The organism is Sporomusa sp. KB1 (assembly GCF_007830295.1).
GTDB lineage: Bacteria > Bacillota > Negativicutes > Sporomusales > Sporomusaceae > Sporomusa.
In genome coordinates this window covers 2,651,668-2,669,529 of record NZ_VLKC01000002.1, presented here as the reverse complement: position 1 = coordinate 2,669,529, position 17,862 = coordinate 2,651,668, and the positions used below count along the sequence as shown (strand labels likewise).

Genomic DNA, 17,862 nt, shown 5'->3' with positions numbered 1-17,862 from the left:
TAGCTTTGCGCTACTTCCATAACATTACAAATACCCAAAAGTCATGTCATTAGTGTTCCATGACATGCCGTAACCTCTCTAAAATTTCTTTCTGCTTGCATTATTAATTTCTTTTACTATTCGCTTTACTCCTTCCTCAATTTTTGACTCATCGACACTAGAAACATTTAACTTCAAAATATTTATTTGCTGAAATGTTTCTAGATAATTGGCTTTTGCCAATTCTATTAGCACGCCTTGTTTCTTTAAGTTTCTAAGTAATTGGTTGCTATTGATATTTTTATGTAAGACAATATGTGCATGCATACAAAGCGACGAAGGAATTTTAATTTTTTCTATGTCTAAATTCTCATTACTATACTTTTCAAGAGATTCATATAGAAGTTTTGCGCGCGACAGATAGCGAGAACGAATTTTTCGTTTGTGTTGTTCAAACATACCGCTTTTTATATCTATTTCCAGCGCAGCTTGTGAAATCATTGAGCTGTCGATATCGGCAATCTTTTTATACTGCTGAAATTTTTCTACTAAATCTTTAGGTAGAACCACCACTCCAACCCGCAAACCAGGGAACATAATCTTTGAATAACTTTTTAAATAAATAACCTTGCCATTGGTATCATAAGCATACAGCGGATCTACTTTGGAATTTTCTTCATAATCGGCTAAATAATCATCTTCTACAATATAAACATCATATTTTGCTGCTAGTTTAACAATTTCTATTTTCTCTTTCTGAGAATAGGAGGTTCCCAGCGGATTGTGAAATCTTGGCATGGTATAAAAAAATTTGACATCTTCGTCGCGAAAAATGTGCTCTAGTTCAACTAAATCAATACCGTTGGCTGTTCTACTTATTCCAATCGCTGGTATTTTGTACACCTGTAAATGCTCAATAAATAAGTGATAACTTGGTTGTTCCACTAATATCTTGTTTTTATTATTGGGAAATGGAAGAGCGTTTAAAATTGCCAGCGCCTGCTGGACGCCGGAAGTAATAAAAATATTTTCTTGGTTGGTAAAAATTTGATAAGTTGCTAGTTGTTTGTGTACAACTTTAATTAAGGATGGTAATCCCCTCGGTGTTCCATAATTAAATAGTTCTTGCCGATAAGTATCAATGGCTTTATTTAGAGAATGTTGAAAATCCAAATAAGGAAACTCACTCCAATTCGGCGCAGTAGAGACGAAATTCAATTCTTGGTTTTTATTCTTTTTTATTACATCAAACTTCTTTTGCACTACATAGTACCCACTCTGGGGTATAGCAAACACCATATCCTGCCTTTCCAATTTTTGAAATGCTTTAATTACCGTATTCATGCTGCATTGATATTGTTCAGACAGATCACGAATCGAAGGAAGCTTTGCCCCCGCTTCATATTGATTTGTTTGAATCATTTTTTCCAACTCGTTTACTAAAGAAAGATATTTATACATGACGCTCCCTCAATAAACTGTAACCATACAATTCGTTTTTATTTTTATTGTACATCTGCGCTATTTACATTACCATAAATTCAAATAAAAATTATAATACTCGGAGGATATTTATCATGACACGACTTAACAAAGCGTATTTTGCGGCACTATTATATGCTCTCATTATCGGCTTCTCGTTTATGTTCGTAAAAATAGCTTTAACATCAGCCAGTCCCATGGATACATTGGCGCATCGCTTCACCATTGCTTTTTTGGCTGCTTCCATACCTCTTGTAGCAAAGCAAGTCCGGTTAGATATTAATAGCAAAGACTTTATAGCAATACTACCATTAGCGACACTTTATCCAGCTTTATTTTTTGCTTTCCAAGCGTTTGGCCTAGTTTATACTTCTTCATCCGAAGCGGGAATAATTCAAGCTTCAGTGCCGATATTCACATTAGTTCTTGCCGCCCATTTTTTAAAAGAACACTCGACCAAATGGCAAAAGCTATCTACTTTATTGTCCGTCGCAGGAGTCGTTTACATCTTTGTTATGAAAGGCTTTGTGCCTGAACTAGCAAACACGAAAGGAATTATTCTTATTCTCCTTTCGACATTGTCCGCAGCTTGTTACAATGTTTTAGCCCGAAATTTGACTAGGCAATATTCACTCACCGTATTGACCTATATTATGGCGATGCTTGGCATGATTACATTCAATGGCATCGCTATTATACAACACGTCACAGCTCATACTCTTGCTTACTATTTTGCACCTTTTACAAATAGAAATTTTTTTGTCTCTACCTTATATCTTGGTGTGTTATCATCATTGGGGACGTCTTTTTTATCCAACTATGCCCTGTCAAAAATGGAAGCCTCAAAGATGAGCGTATTCAATAATTTGGCTACACTTATCACCATCTTTGCCGGAGTTGTTTTTCTACATGAAAAACTAGAATACTTTCACGTAATTGGCGCAGCCATCATCATTATCGGGGTTGTTGGAACTAATTTTTTAGGCAAAGATAATAATGAGGATATGGATTAAATGTAAAGATTTTTCTTTGAGCTAATCTCCCTTTGAAATGCCTTTATGGACATGCCATCAATGGCATGTGATGCAACAAAAAAATGACCTGAAGTCCAATAGAAATAACTTCAGGCCATTTTTATTTATTTTGCATTCTGATGGGCTGCGCCGTTTTGAGTTTGCGCTTCTTTTTCCACGGCTTCACTGCCGCACTTAATAGCTTCTCTGACCATGGATCCAACTTCGCCTGTTGTCACATCGCTCCAATGTGAGGTTACTCTATAACGATGTAGAGAAAAGTAAGATAACCGCCATTCGTTTCTATATACAGTTTCTATAAGTTATCTCTTTAAATGAATGCCTTCAAAAGCATAATTTATTAAGACTCTTATAAAAGATTCATCTAATTTTTCGCCTGTTACTAACAAACGATAGAAAAGCGGACCATAAATTAAGTCAATACACAATTCAATATCCAGGTCCTTCTTTAGCTCTCCTCTTTGCACCCCTCGCTCTAAAATTCGCCGCGAATCAAGTCGCCGGGGATTAAAATACCTTGATCGATATTCTTCCGCCAACTTTAAATCAAATTGTCCTTCTGCAATTAATTCATTGATTACTTTGCCTTCCCGACTAATTAGAAACTTGGCTAAATTGCTAGCCTGAATGACTATATCATTAATAACGGAACCTGTATCCGGTACGGGAAGCCTAGACATAGCCGCAGATAGAAAGCCGTCCATAACAACCGCAGCTTTGTTGGGCCACCATTTATAAATGGTCGCTTTACTCACCTTGGCCCGTTCAGCAATTTTCTCAACAGTTACGGTTCCAAAGCCATTCTCTAGCAACAAATCATAGGAAGCAGCAAGAATCGCTTTTTCCGTTGCGGCGTTACGAGGACGCCCTTTTTTCTTTTCCAAAAAAATACCTCCCTGTGTATTTTCACCAACTAAAACTATACGTACATTATACTAAATATTTTCTCACAAGAAAATAAAATACATCTTTACAAATACTGAACGTTTAGTTTATAATATGATTATTAAATAAACTATACGTTTAGTATTTATATTGGGCCCCCAAAAATACTTAAACGTAAAAAAACTAAGGCAGGGATATTATATGAATACTGTACAATCAAAAACCAGGCAAGTCCCAAATTGGATTACCGTTCTGCTAGCTATTGCATGTGGCGTGATTGTTGCTAATCTTTATTATGCGCAACCTTTAGTTGGCCCTATCAGTACCGATACCCATCTTCCTCTAGCGTCAGCAGGATTAATCGTAACGTTAACGCAAATTGGCTATGTTGCTGGATTATTATTTATTGTCCCCCTTTGTGATCTCATTGAAAATCGACGGTTAATTTCCTCCACATTAGTAATTGTGATTTGCGCATTAGTCACAGCAGCCCTTACGCATCATGCACTATTTTTTCTTATAGCGGCAATGTTCATCGGGCTGGGTTCTGTAGCAACGCAAATACTGGTGCCCTATGCAGCTCATTTAGCAACGGAAGAACGGCGCGGCCAAGTGGTAGGCAATGTAATGAGCGGGCTACTGCTCGGAATCATGCTTGCCCGGCCAGTAGCAAGCTTTGTTACTGACCTTTGGGGCTGGCAGGCAATCTTTATTCTCTCTGCCGGCATTACAACTATATTGGCTGTACTGTTAGCTTTCGTTCTTCCCGAACGAAACCCCTTGCCAACCATGAATTATGGTGGTTTAATTCGTTCCTTGTGGTCACTTTTTACAACGAAAGCTGTATTACGCCGCCGTGCATTCTATCAAGCTTGCTTATTCAGTGCTTTCAGTCTGTTTTGGACGGTAATCCCTTTATGGCTGGCCAGTCATTTTCATTTATCACAGCAGGGCATTGCCTTATTCGCCCTTGCCGGTGTGGCAGGTGCCATAGCTGCTCCTATCGCAGGAAGATTGGCCGATAAGGGCTGGACCAAACGATTGACGGGTTTGGCCATTGTCATTGCGATTCTATCTTTTTTGCTTACACATATATTTAAAGATTCTTCAACCATCGCTTTAATGATGCTTGTCATTGCAGCCATTACTTTAGATATGGCAGTATCCGGTAATCTCGTTCTTGGTCAGCGTGCGATTTATTCACTAGGCAGCGAAATACGTGGACGCGTAAACGGAGTATTTATGGCTGTTTTCTTTATCGGTGGGGCAATTGGATCTGCATTAGGCGGCTGGGCATATGCTTATGGTGGCTGGATGTTTGCATCTATTCTCGGACTAAGTATGCCAGTTATAGCATTATTATATTATTTCACAGAAAAAAATAATTAGCATATACTGGTAAAATTCCACAAGCATCCGCTCACTGGCATGTTATGCAACAAAAATGACCTGAAGTCTCATTTTTTAATGAAACTTCAGGTCATTTTATTTATTTAGCATTCTGATGAACTGCACCATTTTCAACTTGCGCTTCTTTTTCTACTGCTTCACTACCACGCCGGATGGCTTCTCTAACCATAGACCCAACTTCCCCCGTAGTAACGTCGCTCCAGTCATGGTCACTGACTTTGTCACCAAATCCGAGATCATTAGCCAATTTATATTTCGTTTCTTCTGACATAACTCCGCCTTTATTTGGCATACATAGCCACCTCCATAATAAATTTTCAGAAGCCTATGTATAATATTTACCGTTATACCACAATCTATTCGTTTACTACTGTATATACCTGCAATACCCGCCTAAAACATTACGTTTTAGGCGGGTATTTATACAGAAAGCATGGCTTGCGCCAATCAGCTTACTTCAATATAGCCTGGAGGTCATTTTCCGGTGTAGTAATCGGGTGAAGATCAAACTTGGATACTAGAATATTAATTACATTTGGTGATAAGAATGCTGGCAGCGAAGGGCCAATGTATATATTTTTGATACCAAGAGCAAGCAGCGTGAGCAAAATACAGACGGCCTTTTGTTCATACCAGGAAAGGACCAAAGTAAGCGGCAAGTCATTAACGCCGCATTTAAACGCCTCTGCCAGTGCAACCGCCACTTGGATTGCCGAATAAGCATCATTACATTGCCCCATATCCATAATCCGCGGCAATCCACCGATTTCCCCGATGTTAAGGTCATTAAACCGATACTTTCCGCACGCCAGTGTCAATATAACCGTATCCTTCGGTGCTTTTTTTACGAATTCGGTATAGTAGTTCCGGCCTGGCTTTGCACCGTCACAGCCACCGACCAGGAAGAAATGCTTAATGGCCCCTGCTTTTACCGCATCAATAACAGTTCCGGCAACACTAAGAACAGTATTGCGGGCAAACCCTGTCATCACCTCTGTACCACCGTTGATACCGGTAAATTGTTTGTCTTCAGACCAGCCACCCAGCTCAATGGCTTTATTAATGAGTGCTGAAAAATCTTTTACATGCTGCGAGCCCGAAATGTGCGTTGCTCCGGGGAACGCCACTACCGAGGTGGTAAATACGCGGTCGCTATAGGTGCTCCTTGGCACCATCAAACAGTTTGTAGTAAATAAAATGGGTGCCGGTATGTTATCAAATTCTTTCTGTTGATTCTGCCAGGCTGTGCCAAAATTGCCTTTAAGATGCGCATATTTATTTAGCTCAGGATATCCATGGGCTGGCAGCATCTCACCATGAGTATAGATGTTGACACCTTTTCCTTCGGTTTGTTCCAGAAGTTGTTTTAAGTCCAGTAGATCGTGGCCGGTAACAACAATGAATGGCCCTTTTTCTACCTTCAAAGTTACTTTAGTAGGTTTTGGCTGACCATAAGTAGAGGTGTTGGCCTCATCAAGAAGTTCCATACAGGCCAGATTGACTTTTCCAAACTCCATCAAGAGGTCAAGCCACTGCTCAGCAGTGTGTTCCTCGCCCAGTGCTTTCAGGCCTTTATAAAACCAAGCCATAACTTCCGGATTTTCTTTACCTAATACAGCTGCATGTTCGGCGTAGGCCGCCATTCCACGCATTCCAAGCAATAAGGTGGAACGAAGTGATACAATGTCGGTTTCACCAGTCCATAGCTCACTTGGATCAAAATCCTCCGCCATTAAATCCAATTTATTCTTTTCGGCATGAATTTGCTCAATTAGTACCTTTATTCGGTCACTGTCAAAGCAAACATTTGTAACGGTGGTGAAAAGCCCTTGTCGTACTAGTTCGTTAGCTGTCTTGCCTGCACTTTTGCCCTGTGCTGCTCTGGCCAAACCAATCAACGCGCACGTAAGCCCATCCAGATTGTTAGCTACATCTGGCTGTTTGCCACATACACCTATTTTGGTACAGCCCTTGCCACCAGCAGTCTGTTCACATTGAAAACAAAACATCGACATTGACTTATCCTCCTTTAATACGAATTAGAATACATTTCTAAATTTTCGTTCAATACTCCTATTCGCTAAATAGCAACTAATATCCTTCAATATTTTTCAAAAATTCACCAATTATTCGTTGCTTCGACTTTGTTTTATAGGTACAGGTGTTCCTGCTCATGCAACAATATTATCAGCAACCCCACTATACTTTCCGAACAAAGACAGTGTCTCTGTTCCCATTCGGCATTGCCAGGAATGAACTACCCCAACTTAGTCATTGCCTTATCAAATTCTACTTGCAGTTCATCAATCCGAGCTCGCAATTCCTTGACGAGTTTCTCTTCCTTGATTAGCGACAAATTCATTCTTGCAGCTGCAAGTGAACCTTCAATACTTGCTTTAGTCACCAATAAGCCTATCTTTAAATCCCCCAGTACACCCTGCTTAACCTTTGGCAACAGCATAATGCCTGGTTCCAAGGCCGCGATACAGGCTGCGCTTATTTTCAAAGGTATTTCAATAGCCGACAAAGCGGCGGCTTCAATTTCAGCCTGGCGGTGTTCTGTTTCTTTTAGGGTGGATTTCTGCAATTTGTAGGCTGCAAGCACCCCGCCATATGCCTGTGCATCTTTGTCGACATAGGTTAACAATTCGCTATGTAATGCCGTTAACTGTGTTTTTACCTTTTGTAAAAGGTCTTGAGCCTTTTCCCCCTCTGGGCGTCCATAAACCGAGTCTACAGACATTTCCAGTAAACAAACTCCCATTAAGCCTGACAGTGCCATAACACAACCGCCTGCAGGGACTACTGATTCATAGGAAGCTACCTTATTCGCAAAATCTTTAATACTTAAATCTACAAGCATGTTCTTCTCCACCTTTCCTGCTTCTCGACTATTGAATCAATGCAAAATTCTATCTGTAAGTATAGTATACTCGCAAATTATATTTGGTACTGTGACTAAAATCACCGCCACTCTTGTCTTTATCCGGTTTTTAAGAAAGCTATGCTATGTTTTACTTCTGATGGAGAACCACTTTCCAGTGCCTTTTCTGCTGCCGGAAGAGCTAGTCCAAATATATATTGATTGACAGCAGTTGGAAAATATTTTATGATGTAAGTGAATCTAAATTCACAATGGTGGTACATTATGACACAAAAAAAAGCAACCGAACTCCGGCAAGAAGAAATCATGGAAGCAGCGTTAAAACTAGTGGAGCAACAAGGCTTTGATAACCTAAATATTGCAGGTATTGCCGCAGCAATCAATTTAGTGCCCTCAGCCATTTACCGTCACTTTCAAGGAAAGGAGGCAATCATTGAAGGTTTAATAGAGTATGTTGGCAAGGCTTTGCACGAAAATATTCTCCATGTTATGAAAACTGAAGAAGAAACACAGAAACGGTTAAAATTGCTTTTTACTTTACACTTACAATTTATAGAAAGCAAACGGGCCATTCCGCAAACTCTCTTTTCATTATTGGGCAATAACAAAAATATGCTATTAAAGCGGAAAATACTTGCTGTCATTTCCCGATATGTTGAACAAATCACAGACATGATTGCCGAAGGCCAAGCCCAGGGCGAAATTGCGCCTGGCGTCGACCCCAAATCCGCCGCTATGCTATTTATTGGCTTAATTCAGCCACTGATTATTTTAAGTCAAACTAATGATAAGCTGATTGAAATCTACCAAGAAACCTCCTGGCAGATTTACTGGCGTGGTATTGCTTGCTAACGCAGGAAATTTTTTACTCTCAATGTGAATATTAATTCACATTGAGGTAACAAAGCGAGGAATGATTGTATGAAAAAACGACTCAGAATACTGATTCCGCTGCTACTTATTGCCTTGGCAGCCGGTGTATACTCTTTCTATTTTAAGAAACCGGTGAATCCTAATCAAATCCATGTTTCCGGAAACATGGAAGTTACAACAGTGGGTGTCGGCTTTAAAATTCCCGGCCATGTAACTGCACGCTTAGTCAATGAAGGTGCTTCTATTCAAAAAGGACAACTGGTAGCACAATTGGAAACCGCTGAACTTGAGCTTGCTGTTGCTGAGGCAAAGTCTCAATTGCTGGCAGCACAGGCTACCCTGTCGGAACTGACAAATGGTTCTCGCAGTCAGGATGTAGCCGCCGCCCAAGCAGTAGTGCGCCGCCTTGAGGCTGTCAAACAGAATGCCGCCGCTGAAAAGCAGCGTGCTGAGCGCTTATTTTCTATGGCTGCCATCGCTGCACAAGAACGTGACCGGGCTCATACGGCCTTTGAAACAGCCAACGCCAGCTATGAAGAGGCTTTGCAGCAACTCAATTTAGTAATCGCAGGTCCGCGTCAGGAACAACTGGAACTAGCCCAAGCCCGCGTGCAACAAGCGCAAGATGCGGTCAAGCTGGCTGAAACGCGTCTCTCCTATGCCCAAATCAGCTCCCCCATCAATGGCGTAGTACTTTCAGAAAATATTGAAGCCGGTGAATATGTTGTTGCCGGAACACCCCTTGTAACAATCGGTGATATCGAACATGTCTGGCTAAAAGCATACATTAAAGAAACAGACCTGGGACGTGTCAGGCTTGGACAAAAGGTTACGGTAACAACAGATACTTATCCTGGAAAAACCTATAATGGCTCTATCAGCTTTATTTCCGCTGATGCGGAATTCACTCCCAAAACCATCCAAACCACGGAAGAAAGAGTTAAACTTGTTTACCGCATTAAAATTATTATTGATAATTCGGCGCAAGAACTAAAACCCGGCATGCCTGCAGACGCTGTCATTTTGACTGAGGGAGTCTGACGTCATGGACGCAATCCGCATAGAAAACTTAACAAAAGCCTTCAACGACAACTTAGCGGTAAATGAGTTATCCGTAACGGTCGCTCAGGGAGAAGTCTTCGGCTTAGTGGGGCCGGATGGCGCTGGTAAAACCACGACCATGCGTCTCTTGGCCGGCATAATGGAGCCGACAGCCGGTGATGCCTGGGTCCAAGGCTGTCATATTGTCCATGAGGCGGAAACCCTCAAGCAGCATATCAGCTATATGCCACAGCGTTTCGGCTTATACCTAGATCTTACAGTAGAAGAAAATATCAATTTTTATGCAGACTTATACAATGTTCCAGCCAAAATCAGGCGGGGCAAAATTAAAGAATTGCTGGCTTTTAGCAATATGACGCCTTTTCGAGACCGCTTGGCACAAAATCTGTCCGGCGGCATGAAACAAAAGTTGGCTCTGGCCTGTGCATTAATTCATACCCCGCGCATTCTTCTGCTGGACGAACCTACTAACGGAGTTGATCCGTTGTCGCGGCGCGACTTTTGGCGTATTCTTTATCAATTACTCAAAGAGAAAGTAACGATATTTGTTTCTACTGCCTATCTTGACGAAGCAGAACGCTGTACAAGAATCGGGTTGCTGCATCAGGGACGTTTACTAGCCTGCGGCACTCCTGATGCAGTGAAACGAAACATGCAAGGAGTTTTAGTAGAAATCAAGTGCGAACAACCACGAATTATCCTGCCTTTATTGACCAATGCAGCTAAGCCTTTGTCCTGCGGTTTATTTGGCGATAAAATCCATATGGTACTGCCTGGCGATACTTTTGCGGCATTATCCGCCGCAGAGACAGCCTTGGCAGACTTAGGCGTCAAAGCTACTACCAAGATTGTTTCCCCTTCACTGGAAGATGTCTTTATCTCCATACTTACACCGTCAGAAAGAAGGGATCGTATTGTTACCTAATAATGAAGAACACAACAATACTGAATATGCCGTGATAGTTGACAATCTGGAAAGACATTTCGGTGATTTTATTGCTGTGAATAAGATATCTCTTAAAGTAAAGCAAGGCGAAATTTTTGGCTTTCTGGGCCCGAATGGAGCGGGGAAATCAACGACCATCAGAATGTTGTGCGGAATTATCACCCCTACAGCAGGCAAAGCGACCGTAGCAGGCTTCGATGCGCAACAGGAAGCGGAAAAAATCAAGCAGCACATTGGCTATATGTCGCAACGTTTTTCATTATATGAAGATTTGACGGTAGAAGAAAACATTGATTTTTTTAGCGGCATTTACCGCATCCCGGCCAGTGAAAAGGCAGCACGCAAAGCTTGGGTGCTGGAAATGGCCGGCCTTGAGGAGCATCGGCATAGTCTAACGACCGTGTTGTCAGGAGGGTGGCGCCAGCGCTTGGCATTAGGCTGCGCCTTGCTGCATAAACCACCGGTAATTTTTTTAGACGAACCAACATCAGGAGTTGATCCTATATCCCGCCGGAATTTTTGGGATTTAATTTATCAATTGGCTGCCGATAAAGTGACTGTATTTGTAACCACTCACTATATGGAAGAAGCAGAATATTGCGATCGCCTAGCCATGATTTATCGTGGTGAATTGGTCGCTATTGGTACGCCGGATGAATTAAAGAGTAACTATATGCAGGAAGAAATTATAAATCTGGAATGTCTCAATCCTTATGAAGCACTACAAGTCGTTGAAGAAATTCCGGAGGTCAAAGACGCGGCTCTATTTGGCCGCGGCCTGCACATTGTCGGATATGACAGCCAGAACATACTGCCCCGCATTGCTGCGGCATTAACCGAACAACAGATTGTGTATAGCAGTTTAATAAAAATAGCACCATCACTGGAAGATGTGTTTGTCTCTATTATTGAGACCAAAGACAAGCAGACTGGCGTTACACTGGAGGCAAAACCATGAATATCACTCGCGTGCTTGCCATTGCCAAAAAAGAGTTCCTCCACATTCGCCGTGATCCCCGCAGCTTAGGCATGGCCATTGTGATACCGCTGCTGCTCATTTTATTATTTGGATCTTCCCTGAGTCTTGATGTAGACAATGTGCCACTCGTGATTTGGGACCAAAGCCATTCGCCGCAAAGTCGGGAATATATCCATTCATTCACAGCTTCTCCTTATTTCGGCCTAAAGGGCTACATCGCCTCCTATCAGGAAGCGGAGCAAGCGATTGATACCCGCGAAGCCTTGCTGGTCTTGGTCATTGCCCCGGATTTTGCCCGCAATTTGGAAAGCGGGCAAAGCACTACCGCCCAGCTAATTGTTGATGGCAGTGATGCCAATACAGCCACAATCGCCATCAGCTATGCACAAACCATTACTGCCAGCCATACAAACAAGCTTCTACTGACTGCCAATAGGCAATACAACGGAAAAACACCATCAGTCCTGCTTGAGGCCCAACCCCGGGTATGGTTTAACCAGGACATGTCCGCAAAAAATTATATCGTTCCCGGCCTGATTGCAGTAATTATGATGGTCATTGCCGCACTGCTCACTTCCCTGACTGTGGCCAGAGAGTGGGAAACTGGCACCATGGAACAACTTATCACCACGCCCGTAAAAACACATGAACTTATTCTCGGTAAATTAATCCCCTACTTCGTTATTGGCCTGCTAGATGTATTGTTAGCGGTACTGATGGGGGAATTTATCTTTCATGTTCCGCTGCGCGGCAGTGTAGCACTGGTATTTGGGCTATCCACCGTTTTTCTAGCCGGATCTTTGTCCATGGGGATGTTAATCAGCATCGCCACCCGTTCCCAGCTTTTAGCCAGCCAACTTGCTATGATACTCACCTTTTTACCGTCTTTCCTGTTATCCGGGTTTATGTACGCAATTGCGAATATGCCGCTGGCGATTCAAGGACTAACCTACTTAATACCCGCCCGATATTTTGTAGCAATTTTGAAAAATATCTACCTAAAGGGCGCCGGAATCTCCATCTTACTAGCTGATGCCAGTATTTTATTGATTTTTGCCGTAGTTATCCTATTAATCGCCAATACCAAGTTCAAAAAAAGGCTGGTGTAAAGCTGATGCTGGAACGATTAAAATGCATGCTGATTAAAGAATTTATCCAAGTATTCCGCAACCCGAAAATGCGGGCTGTGGTTCTGGTTATGCCACTCGTTCAAACCCTGGTATTCGGCTACGCCGTAACTACAGATGTAAATCATGTGCCAACAGCGGTCTACGATCAGTCCCAAACCCCGGATAGCCGCAACCTAATTGATAAATTTGGCCACTCCGGCTATTTTGACATCAAAACATACCTTACTAATGATCAACAGATTAATGAACTGCTCAACTACGGAAAGGTAGCGACGATCATCCGTATCCCGCCAGATTACAGCCAGAAAATTGCCGCCGGGCAAAAGGCTCCTGTTCAGATTATTGTTGACGGTACCGACTCTAATACTGCAGGCGTCGTACTAAGTTATAGCAGTCGTATAGTTGGCGACAGCGCCACTTTACTTTTACAGCAACAGTCTGACGGCACACGTAACGTTTCGGTCGGCATAAACCTTGAAACCCGCGCTTGGTTTAATGAAAACCTAACAAGCCGCAACTTTTATGTGCCAGGAGTAATTGCCATACTGGTCATGCTGGTAACCTTACTGCTAACCAGTATGGCTGTTGTGCGGGAAAAAGAGGTCGGTACCATGGAGCAGATCATCGTTACCCCTATTTCTTCCTTTGAATTTATCCTGGGTAAGACCATGCCCTCCATTATGATTGGGTTTACCAATGTCGCCTTTATAACATTAATCGGCGTGCTTTGGTTCAATATTCCTGTTCGTGGCAGCCTGTTGTTATTGTTTTTAGCAACAACTTTATTTTTAATGACGACAATTGGCATAGGCTTATTCATCTCTACGGTTTCTAAAACACAACAGCAAGCAATGATGTCCACCTTTTTCTTTTACTTTCCGGCTGTACTGCTATCCGGGTTCATGTTTCCCATTGCCAACATGCCTGATATAGTGCAATTTTTTACCTATTTAAATCCTTTACGTTACTTTCTCATCATTATTCGCGGGATTTTCCTCAAAGGTATCGGGATAACAGTCTTATGGCCGCAACTAGCAGCACTCCTGGCCTTAGGAAGTGCAGTTTTATTTGCAGCCGTTCGACGATTTCGCAAAAACTTGGCATAACATTAACTGAAAAAGAGCTAGAAACCTTGCTTGCATGGGTTCTAGCTCTTTTTCATTATTGCTTTTTAACAGCATCCTTGCTATATACAACGCAGTAAAGTTTTGCAGGCGGGTGGTCTGTTGACATAAGCGGAAGTCAAACGCCAGTGGTGGAGCGTTGTCAATACACCACCCGCCTGCGCCTGTAGCATTCTTTAGTGCGAAATATATAGCTGTTAATTCATCCGGTAATATGACCAGATACAATGCAGTCCACGCATGGTACTGCCACATTGGCAGCCTGCATTGCCGCTCAATCGCGTACATACACTTTCGACTCCTGATTGTCCTGTATTACAATGAGCAGCACTTTTCTCCTTATATCTGACTCTGACTAAATCCGTTTTTTTGTAAGTACCTAGCTGACAAAACCATTGCCAGACTTTCATAACGTATCCCCTTTCTTGGCACTCAATTACAAACAAATACCGCGATAATCTATTGCCTGGAAGGATCAATAGGTAACACCTTTCCAGTAAATAGGGGTACATACTTCTGCTCTTGCCGGAAGATGAACATCTTTCAGCGCCCATTTTTTGAATTCTTCAAAACCTGTTCTGTCCACAATGTACCCAATATGCTCCTTGCCGCCGGGAGCGGACGGATCAATGTAATTTTTTACATAAGCATAGGTATTACAAATAATTTTAATAATGCTGGCTTCATCTACCCATTTAATGAAGTCTTCACCCAAACGGGGATTTTTCTTGCCTGTTCTGCCGAAAATAGTTAACCGAAAATATTTTTCATGGCTGCGCGCCCAGGCGCCAGTCGGGCAATTCAGCACACACTCGCCGCAGCCGATACATTGCTTGGTATCACGCGCTACCTTGAAATTTACCGTCTCCAGCGCGCTTACTGATTTTCTGGCACAAGCTTTTACACAGGCCCCACAGTTGACACAACGACTACTGTCATAGTGGGGCAAGGTCATACCCATAATACCAAAATCATGCATTCTTATTTTTGCACAGTCATTCGGACAGCCAGTAAGCGCAACCTTAAAATGCAGATCATTGGGGAAAATTGCTTTTTCAATCCGCTGCGCAAATGCCGAGGTGTTATAGCAGGCATATGGGCATATATTATTGCCCACGCAGGCCATAACATTTCTTGTCCCTGAGGCCGTATAACCTTGTCCCACAATCTCCTGGTTAATGTTGAGTCCTGCGATAATGGGTTGGAGCAGTTCATTGACCTTAGGCATATCTTCAAATTTGATCCCGGGAATTTCAAAACCTTGCCGGGTTGTAATATTAACAATGCCGTTACCGCAGGTTTCTGCGATATTTTGAATCATAGCTAAATATTTTGCTTCCAGATATCCACCTGGAATCCGAATCCGGGCAGCTGTCAACCCTCTGTGTTTTGTCACCCGAAAGGCGTTCTTCTTTAGCTTTTTGGTATTGACATCCATTTGAACCCCTCCCTTCTAATCAAGCAGCTGACGGCCGATTACATAGTTAAATACCGGCCCGTCAAGGCAAACATAGGTGTCATCAATTTTACAGTGACCGCATTTTCCGATACCGCAGCACATTTTCCGTTCATGGGAAATCCAAATATTTTCCTCACGAAATCCTCGATCCAAAAGTCCCTGAGTAGTGAACTTCATCATCATCGGCGGACCAACCACAATAGCAACTGCCTCAGCAGCATTTTTCAGCGTAAGCTCTGGAATATATTGAGTAACCAAACCAATCTGACAGGCAGTGTCGCCTTCTGCACAGTCCACCGTCAAAATAACCTCCAGCATTTGCTGCCAACGGCCAAAATCTTCAAGAAATAAAATATCCTGTGGTGTCTTAAATCCTGCTATCAGCGTCATGCCTTTTGTTTCTTCACTATGGTTGGAAAAGTAATCCACCACACCTTTTACCGGGGATAGGCCAGTTCCTCCGGCTATTATTACAAGCTCTTTGCCTTTGTAGTTTTCGATGTCAAAACCGTTGCCATAGGGGCCGCGCATAAACAGTTTATCACCAACATAACGCTCAAAAATCTCATTAGTAACCTTACCCACCCGGCGGATGGTCAAATCTACTGTCCCCTCACCAATACCGCTGACTGAAATGGGTGCTTCACCATACTTCGGGATGGAGACTTCAAAAAACTGTCCTGGCTTCACCTCCCCCTCATAAGTAAGACGAAAGGTATATTCAATATCAGTGTGCTTGATAACCTTCTTTATCTCAGACAAGAAGGGAAGGTACTCATTTGCCGGCATTTGCCGCCACCTCCTTACTAGCATCAGCCAGTTTATTTATGGAATTAGAAAAGGATATATACTCCGGGCAGATATCGTCACAACGTCCGCAACCTACACACATATGATAGCCGTTTCGTTTTTTATAATCATATACTTTGTGCAATACCTTAAAGCGCATTCTCTGGCCATTTTTCTTACGGTATGAGCCGCCGCCAGCAACATCAGTAAAGCCATCCACCATACAAGCTGCCCACACCCGGCGCCTTTCGCCGGCATTGCCGTTATCAGTGTAGAATATATCCTGCATGGTAAAACAGGTGCAGGTGGGGCAGACGAAATTGCAGCGACCGCAATTTATGCAGCGGCTGTCATACTCATCCCACATTCCGGAGTGCATCACATCTAATGTAATCCCGTCCGGAATACGGACGCGGGTCTCATTCTGGGTTACATATGCAGGCATTACAGCAGGTGTCCCCGTACTGTGGGCAGCAAATGCCGCATCCCATACCTTGTTATGATTATCCACATATACCTTGTCATTCTTCATTTCAAGGTAAGCATCATAGTCAGCAGTTTGGTTTGTTCCCATGTCGACACAGAAACAGTTTTCAAACGAGTGCTGACAGCCAATCAAAATAAACTTTACTTTTTCCCGTAACCGCTTATAATAATAATCTTCACCGCCGTTTCCCAGATAAATCGCATCAAGCCGTTTGACCGCATGCAAATCACAACTGCGCAATAAGATAACTGCCCCCTTTTGCGGCGCGTCAGCTTCCTTTACCACGTCTTGGGTAAAGAAAAACAAAGTCTGTGACAGCGGCAGCAGCACCTCTTTAAAGGAATACTCTGATTTACGATCAAAAATAATTTCTTCCACTGTATGGATTTCCCCGTAACGAACGCGATCCGTATCTGAGAACCCGCCCCCATCCTTAAATAGCCTGGGAGCATAAACAACATTTTCCTGGGACAACGCTTGTAATACCTGATTGAACCCCGCTTTATCCAAACAATAGCCCATGATTACACCTTCCTTTTTGCTTGACGTAGTATGGAATAACAATCCGCGCTTGTGTATTTTTTAACAATCTAATTGTACCCTGGGATATAAAAAACTGCCGTGACTAAAATCACGGCAGCTTGAAATATTTTGAAAGTTTATCACGGTCTGGTATCGTAATTTGACCATCATTTACTTGAATCAACCCTTGTCCGGCCAGAATTTTCAACTGACGTGAAACTGTTTCGCGCCTGGAACCCAGCATGTCCGCAAGATAAGTAATACTCAAATCCATCTTAATTTTGGTTCCGCTTGCGCAGGGAACCCCGTAATCTCTGGACAGCTTCCACAGCTTGGCAGCAATACGTTTATCACCACGCACAGAATTAGGAGTGTTTTTCATTTGGCGATAAAGTCGCCGGACCTTCATGGCAAAAGAATCCAACACGCTTTTAGTAAGTGCGAAATCCTGTTCCATAACGCGCAGGAAATCCTGCCTGTCAAAACAAAGAATTTGCGCTTCCTCAAATACTTCGCAATTAATGGAGGCAGGAAGCCCTTGCAAAACTGCCTCATTAATAAGTTTTCCTTTATCTAAAAGAAAGATGACTTTTTTCTCCCCCTGAGGGTCAACCGTATAGAGTGTGACAAAGCCGCTGATAACAATATAAAGGTGTTCTACCGGTTCTTTATCAAGAAATAAATGCTCCCCCTTCGCCAGGCAGCGCAGCCTGCCACAGGCAGACAAAGCTCTGATCGAATCGGGAGTTGCTTGCTGAAGTATCTCCACAAGTGCCACAGCCTCACTGGTATTTAAATTCATAATAAATCCTCTCGT

At 42.6% G+C, this 17,862-nt stretch carries 18 protein-coding genes; 8 read left to right on the top strand and 10 right to left on the bottom strand.

Going from position 1 to position 17,862, the window contains the following annotated elements; all coding sequences use genetic code 11:
• Positions 1-78: 78 nt before the first annotated feature.
• Complete coding sequence (locus tag SALPA_RS16055) at positions 79-1,440, bottom strand: PLP-dependent aminotransferase family protein (RefSeq protein WP_145096112.1); 1,362 nt, start codon at positions 1,438-1,440, stop codon at positions 79-81.
• Between the two features lie 116 nt (positions 1,441-1,556).
• On the opposite strand from SALPA_RS16055, the gene SALPA_RS16050 reads away from it, so the two are divergent.
• The gene (locus tag SALPA_RS16050; RefSeq protein WP_145096109.1) at positions 1,557-2,474 is read left to right on the top strand and encodes a DMT family transporter; all 918 of its coding nucleotides are present in this window, start codon (positions 1,557-1,559) and stop codon (positions 2,472-2,474) included.
• 323 nt (positions 2,475-2,797) lie between these two features.
• Here SALPA_RS16050 and SALPA_RS16040 read toward each other — a convergent pair whose 3' ends face one another.
• Entirely contained in the window at positions 2,798-3,379 is a 582-nt protein-coding gene (locus SALPA_RS16040) for a TetR/AcrR family transcriptional regulator (protein ID WP_145096106.1), read from the bottom strand.
• A gap of 202 nt (positions 3,380-3,581) precedes the next feature.
• Between SALPA_RS16040 and SALPA_RS16035 the strand changes: the two genes are divergently transcribed.
• On the top strand, positions 3,582-4,769 hold the full coding sequence (locus SALPA_RS16035) for an MFS transporter (RefSeq protein ID WP_145096103.1): 1,188 nt from the start codon (positions 3,582-3,584) through the stop codon (positions 4,767-4,769).
• A 100-nt stretch (positions 4,770-4,869) separates the two neighbouring features.
• On the opposite strand, the gene SALPA_RS16030 is transcribed toward SALPA_RS16035, so the two are convergent.
• The 3 genes from SALPA_RS16030 to SALPA_RS16020 form a co-directional block, all read right to left on the bottom strand.
• On the bottom strand, positions 4,870-5,082 hold the full coding sequence (locus tag SALPA_RS16030; protein WP_145096101.1) for a small, acid-soluble spore protein, alpha/beta type: 213 nt from the start codon (positions 5,080-5,082) through the stop codon (positions 4,870-4,872).
• 160 nt (positions 5,083-5,242) lie between these two features.
• A complete protein-coding gene (gene hcp / locus SALPA_RS16025) occupies positions 5,243-6,805 on the bottom strand; it encodes a hydroxylamine reductase (protein WP_145096098.1) in 1,563 nt (520 codons plus the stop codon).
• 242 nt (positions 6,806-7,047) lie between these two features.
• Entirely contained in the window at positions 7,048-7,653 is a 606-nt protein-coding gene (locus SALPA_RS16020; RefSeq protein WP_145096095.1) for a cyclodeaminase/cyclohydrolase family protein, read from the bottom strand.
• Between the two features lie 285 nt (positions 7,654-7,938).
• On the opposite strand from SALPA_RS16020, the gene SALPA_RS16015 reads away from it, so the two are divergent.
• The 6 genes from SALPA_RS16015 to SALPA_RS15990 all read left to right on the top strand — a co-directional run bounded on the left by SALPA_RS16015 (position 7,939) and on the right by SALPA_RS15990 (position 13,770).
• Positions 7,939-8,526, top strand: a complete 588-nt coding sequence (locus SALPA_RS16015; RefSeq protein ID WP_145096092.1) for a TetR/AcrR family transcriptional regulator — start codon at positions 7,939-7,941, stop codon at positions 8,524-8,526.
• A 69-nt stretch (positions 8,527-8,595) separates the two neighbouring features.
• Positions 8,596-9,588 (top strand): HlyD family secretion protein, encoded by a 993-nt coding sequence (locus tag SALPA_RS16010; RefSeq protein ID WP_145096089.1) that lies wholly within the window; start codon positions 8,596-8,598, stop codon positions 9,586-9,588.
• A 4-nt stretch (positions 9,589-9,592) separates the two neighbouring features.
• Positions 9,593-10,534, top strand: coding sequence for an ABC transporter ATP-binding protein (locus SALPA_RS16005; protein ID WP_145096086.1), 942 nt, complete (start codon positions 9,593-9,595; stop codon positions 10,532-10,534).
• Positions 10,524-11,513: an ABC transporter ATP-binding protein gene (locus tag SALPA_RS16000; protein WP_255451231.1), complete on the top strand. Its 990-nt coding sequence runs from the start codon at positions 10,524-10,526 to the stop codon at positions 11,511-11,513. The genes SALPA_RS16005 and SALPA_RS16000 overlap by 11 nt, the downstream gene beginning before the upstream one ends.
• Positions 11,510-12,643 carry an ABC transporter permease gene (locus tag SALPA_RS15995; RefSeq protein ID WP_145096080.1) on the top strand — a complete coding sequence of 378 codons (1,134 nt, stop codon included), beginning with the start codon at positions 11,510-11,512 and terminating at the stop codon, positions 12,641-12,643. Before SALPA_RS16000 ends, SALPA_RS15995 begins: the two co-directional genes overlap by 4 nt.
• A 5-nt stretch (positions 12,644-12,648) precedes the next feature.
• Complete coding sequence (locus tag SALPA_RS15990; RefSeq protein WP_145096077.1) at positions 12,649-13,770, top strand: ABC transporter permease; 1,122 nt, start codon at positions 12,649-12,651, stop codon at positions 13,768-13,770.
• Here SALPA_RS15990 and SALPA_RS30480 read toward each other — a convergent pair.
• The 5 genes from SALPA_RS30480 to SALPA_RS15965 all read right to left on the bottom strand — a co-directional run bounded on the left by SALPA_RS30480 (position 13,729) and on the right by SALPA_RS15965 (position 17,847).
• Entirely contained in the window at positions 13,729-14,076 is a 348-nt protein-coding gene (locus tag SALPA_RS30480; protein WP_222428020.1) for a hypothetical protein, read from the bottom strand. The two genes, SALPA_RS15990 and SALPA_RS30480, sit on opposite strands and share 42 nt — an antisense overlap.
• Positions 14,077-14,263: 187 nt before the next feature.
• Positions 14,264-15,226, bottom strand: a complete 963-nt coding sequence (gene asrC / locus SALPA_RS15980) for a sulfite reductase subunit C (protein WP_145096071.1) — start codon at positions 15,224-15,226, stop codon at positions 14,264-14,266.
• Positions 15,227-15,241: 15 nt separating this feature from the next.
• Positions 15,242-16,036: an anaerobic sulfite reductase subunit AsrB gene (gene asrB / locus SALPA_RS15975; protein WP_145096068.1), complete on the bottom strand. Its 795-nt coding sequence runs from the start codon at positions 16,034-16,036 to the stop codon at positions 15,242-15,244.
• Positions 16,023-17,045 carry an anaerobic sulfite reductase subunit AsrA gene (asrA, locus tag SALPA_RS15970; protein ID WP_145096065.1) on the bottom strand — a complete coding sequence of 341 codons (1,023 nt, stop codon included), beginning with the start codon at positions 17,043-17,045 and terminating at the stop codon, positions 16,023-16,025. Before asrA ends, asrB begins: the two co-directional genes overlap by 14 nt.
• 109 nt (positions 17,046-17,154) lie before the next feature.
• The gene (locus SALPA_RS15965; RefSeq protein WP_145096062.1) at positions 17,155-17,847 is read right to left on the bottom strand and encodes a Crp/Fnr family transcriptional regulator; all 693 of its coding nucleotides are present in this window, start codon (positions 17,845-17,847) and stop codon (positions 17,155-17,157) included.
• Positions 17,848-17,862 lie beyond the last annotated feature (15 nt).

Excerpts from the sequence above, each read along its gene's own strand:
- SALPA_RS16015 (WP_145096092.1), top strand. The coding sequence starts at position 7,939 with ATGACACAAAAAAAAGCAACCGAACTCCGGCAAGAAGAAATCATGGAA.
- SALPA_RS16055 (WP_145096112.1), bottom strand. The coding sequence starts at position 1,440 with ATGTATAAATATCTTTCTTTAGTAAACGAGTTGGAAAAAATGATTCAA.
- SALPA_RS15995 (WP_145096080.1), top strand. The coding sequence starts at position 11,510 with ATGAATATCACTCGCGTGCTTGCCATTGCCAAAAAAGAGTTCCTCCAC.
- SALPA_RS16010 (WP_145096089.1), top strand. The coding sequence starts at position 8,596 with ATGAAAAAACGACTCAGAATACTGATTCCGCTGCTACTTATTGCCTTG.
- hcp (WP_145096098.1), bottom strand. The coding sequence starts at position 6,805 with ATGTCGATGTTTTGTTTTCAATGTGAACAGACTGCTGGTGGCAAGGGC.
- asrB (WP_145096068.1), bottom strand. The coding sequence starts at position 16,036 with ATGCCGGCAAATGAGTACCTTCCCTTCTTGTCTGAGATAAAGAAGGTT.
- SALPA_RS16035 (WP_145096103.1), top strand. The coding sequence starts at position 3,582 with ATGAATACTGTACAATCAAAAACCAGGCAAGTCCCAAATTGGATTACC.
- SALPA_RS16030 (WP_145096101.1), bottom strand. The coding sequence starts at position 5,082 with ATGCCAAATAAAGGCGGAGTTATGTCAGAAGAAACGAAATATAAATTG.
- SALPA_RS16005 (WP_145096086.1), top strand. The coding sequence starts at position 9,593 with ATGGACGCAATCCGCATAGAAAACTTAACAAAAGCCTTCAACGACAAC.
- SALPA_RS15990 (WP_145096077.1), top strand. The coding sequence starts at position 12,649 with ATGCTGGAACGATTAAAATGCATGCTGATTAAAGAATTTATCCAAGTA.
- asrA (WP_145096065.1), bottom strand. The coding sequence starts at position 17,045 with ATGGGCTATTGTTTGGATAAAGCGGGGTTCAATCAGGTATTACAAGCG.
- SALPA_RS15965 (WP_145096062.1), bottom strand. The coding sequence starts at position 17,847 with ATGAATTTAAATACCAGTGAGGCTGTGGCACTTGTGGAGATACTTCAG.
- SALPA_RS16050 (WP_145096109.1), top strand. The coding sequence starts at position 1,557 with ATGACACGACTTAACAAAGCGTATTTTGCGGCACTATTATATGCTCTC.
- SALPA_RS30480 (WP_222428020.1), bottom strand. The coding sequence starts at position 14,076 with ATGTACGCGATTGAGCGGCAATGCAGGCTGCCAATGTGGCAGTACCAT.
- asrC (WP_145096071.1), bottom strand. The coding sequence starts at position 15,226 with ATGGATGTCAATACCAAAAAGCTAAAGAAGAACGCCTTTCGGGTGACA.
- SALPA_RS16020 (WP_145096095.1), bottom strand. The coding sequence starts at position 7,653 with ATGCTTGTAGATTTAAGTATTAAAGATTTTGCGAATAAGGTAGCTTCC.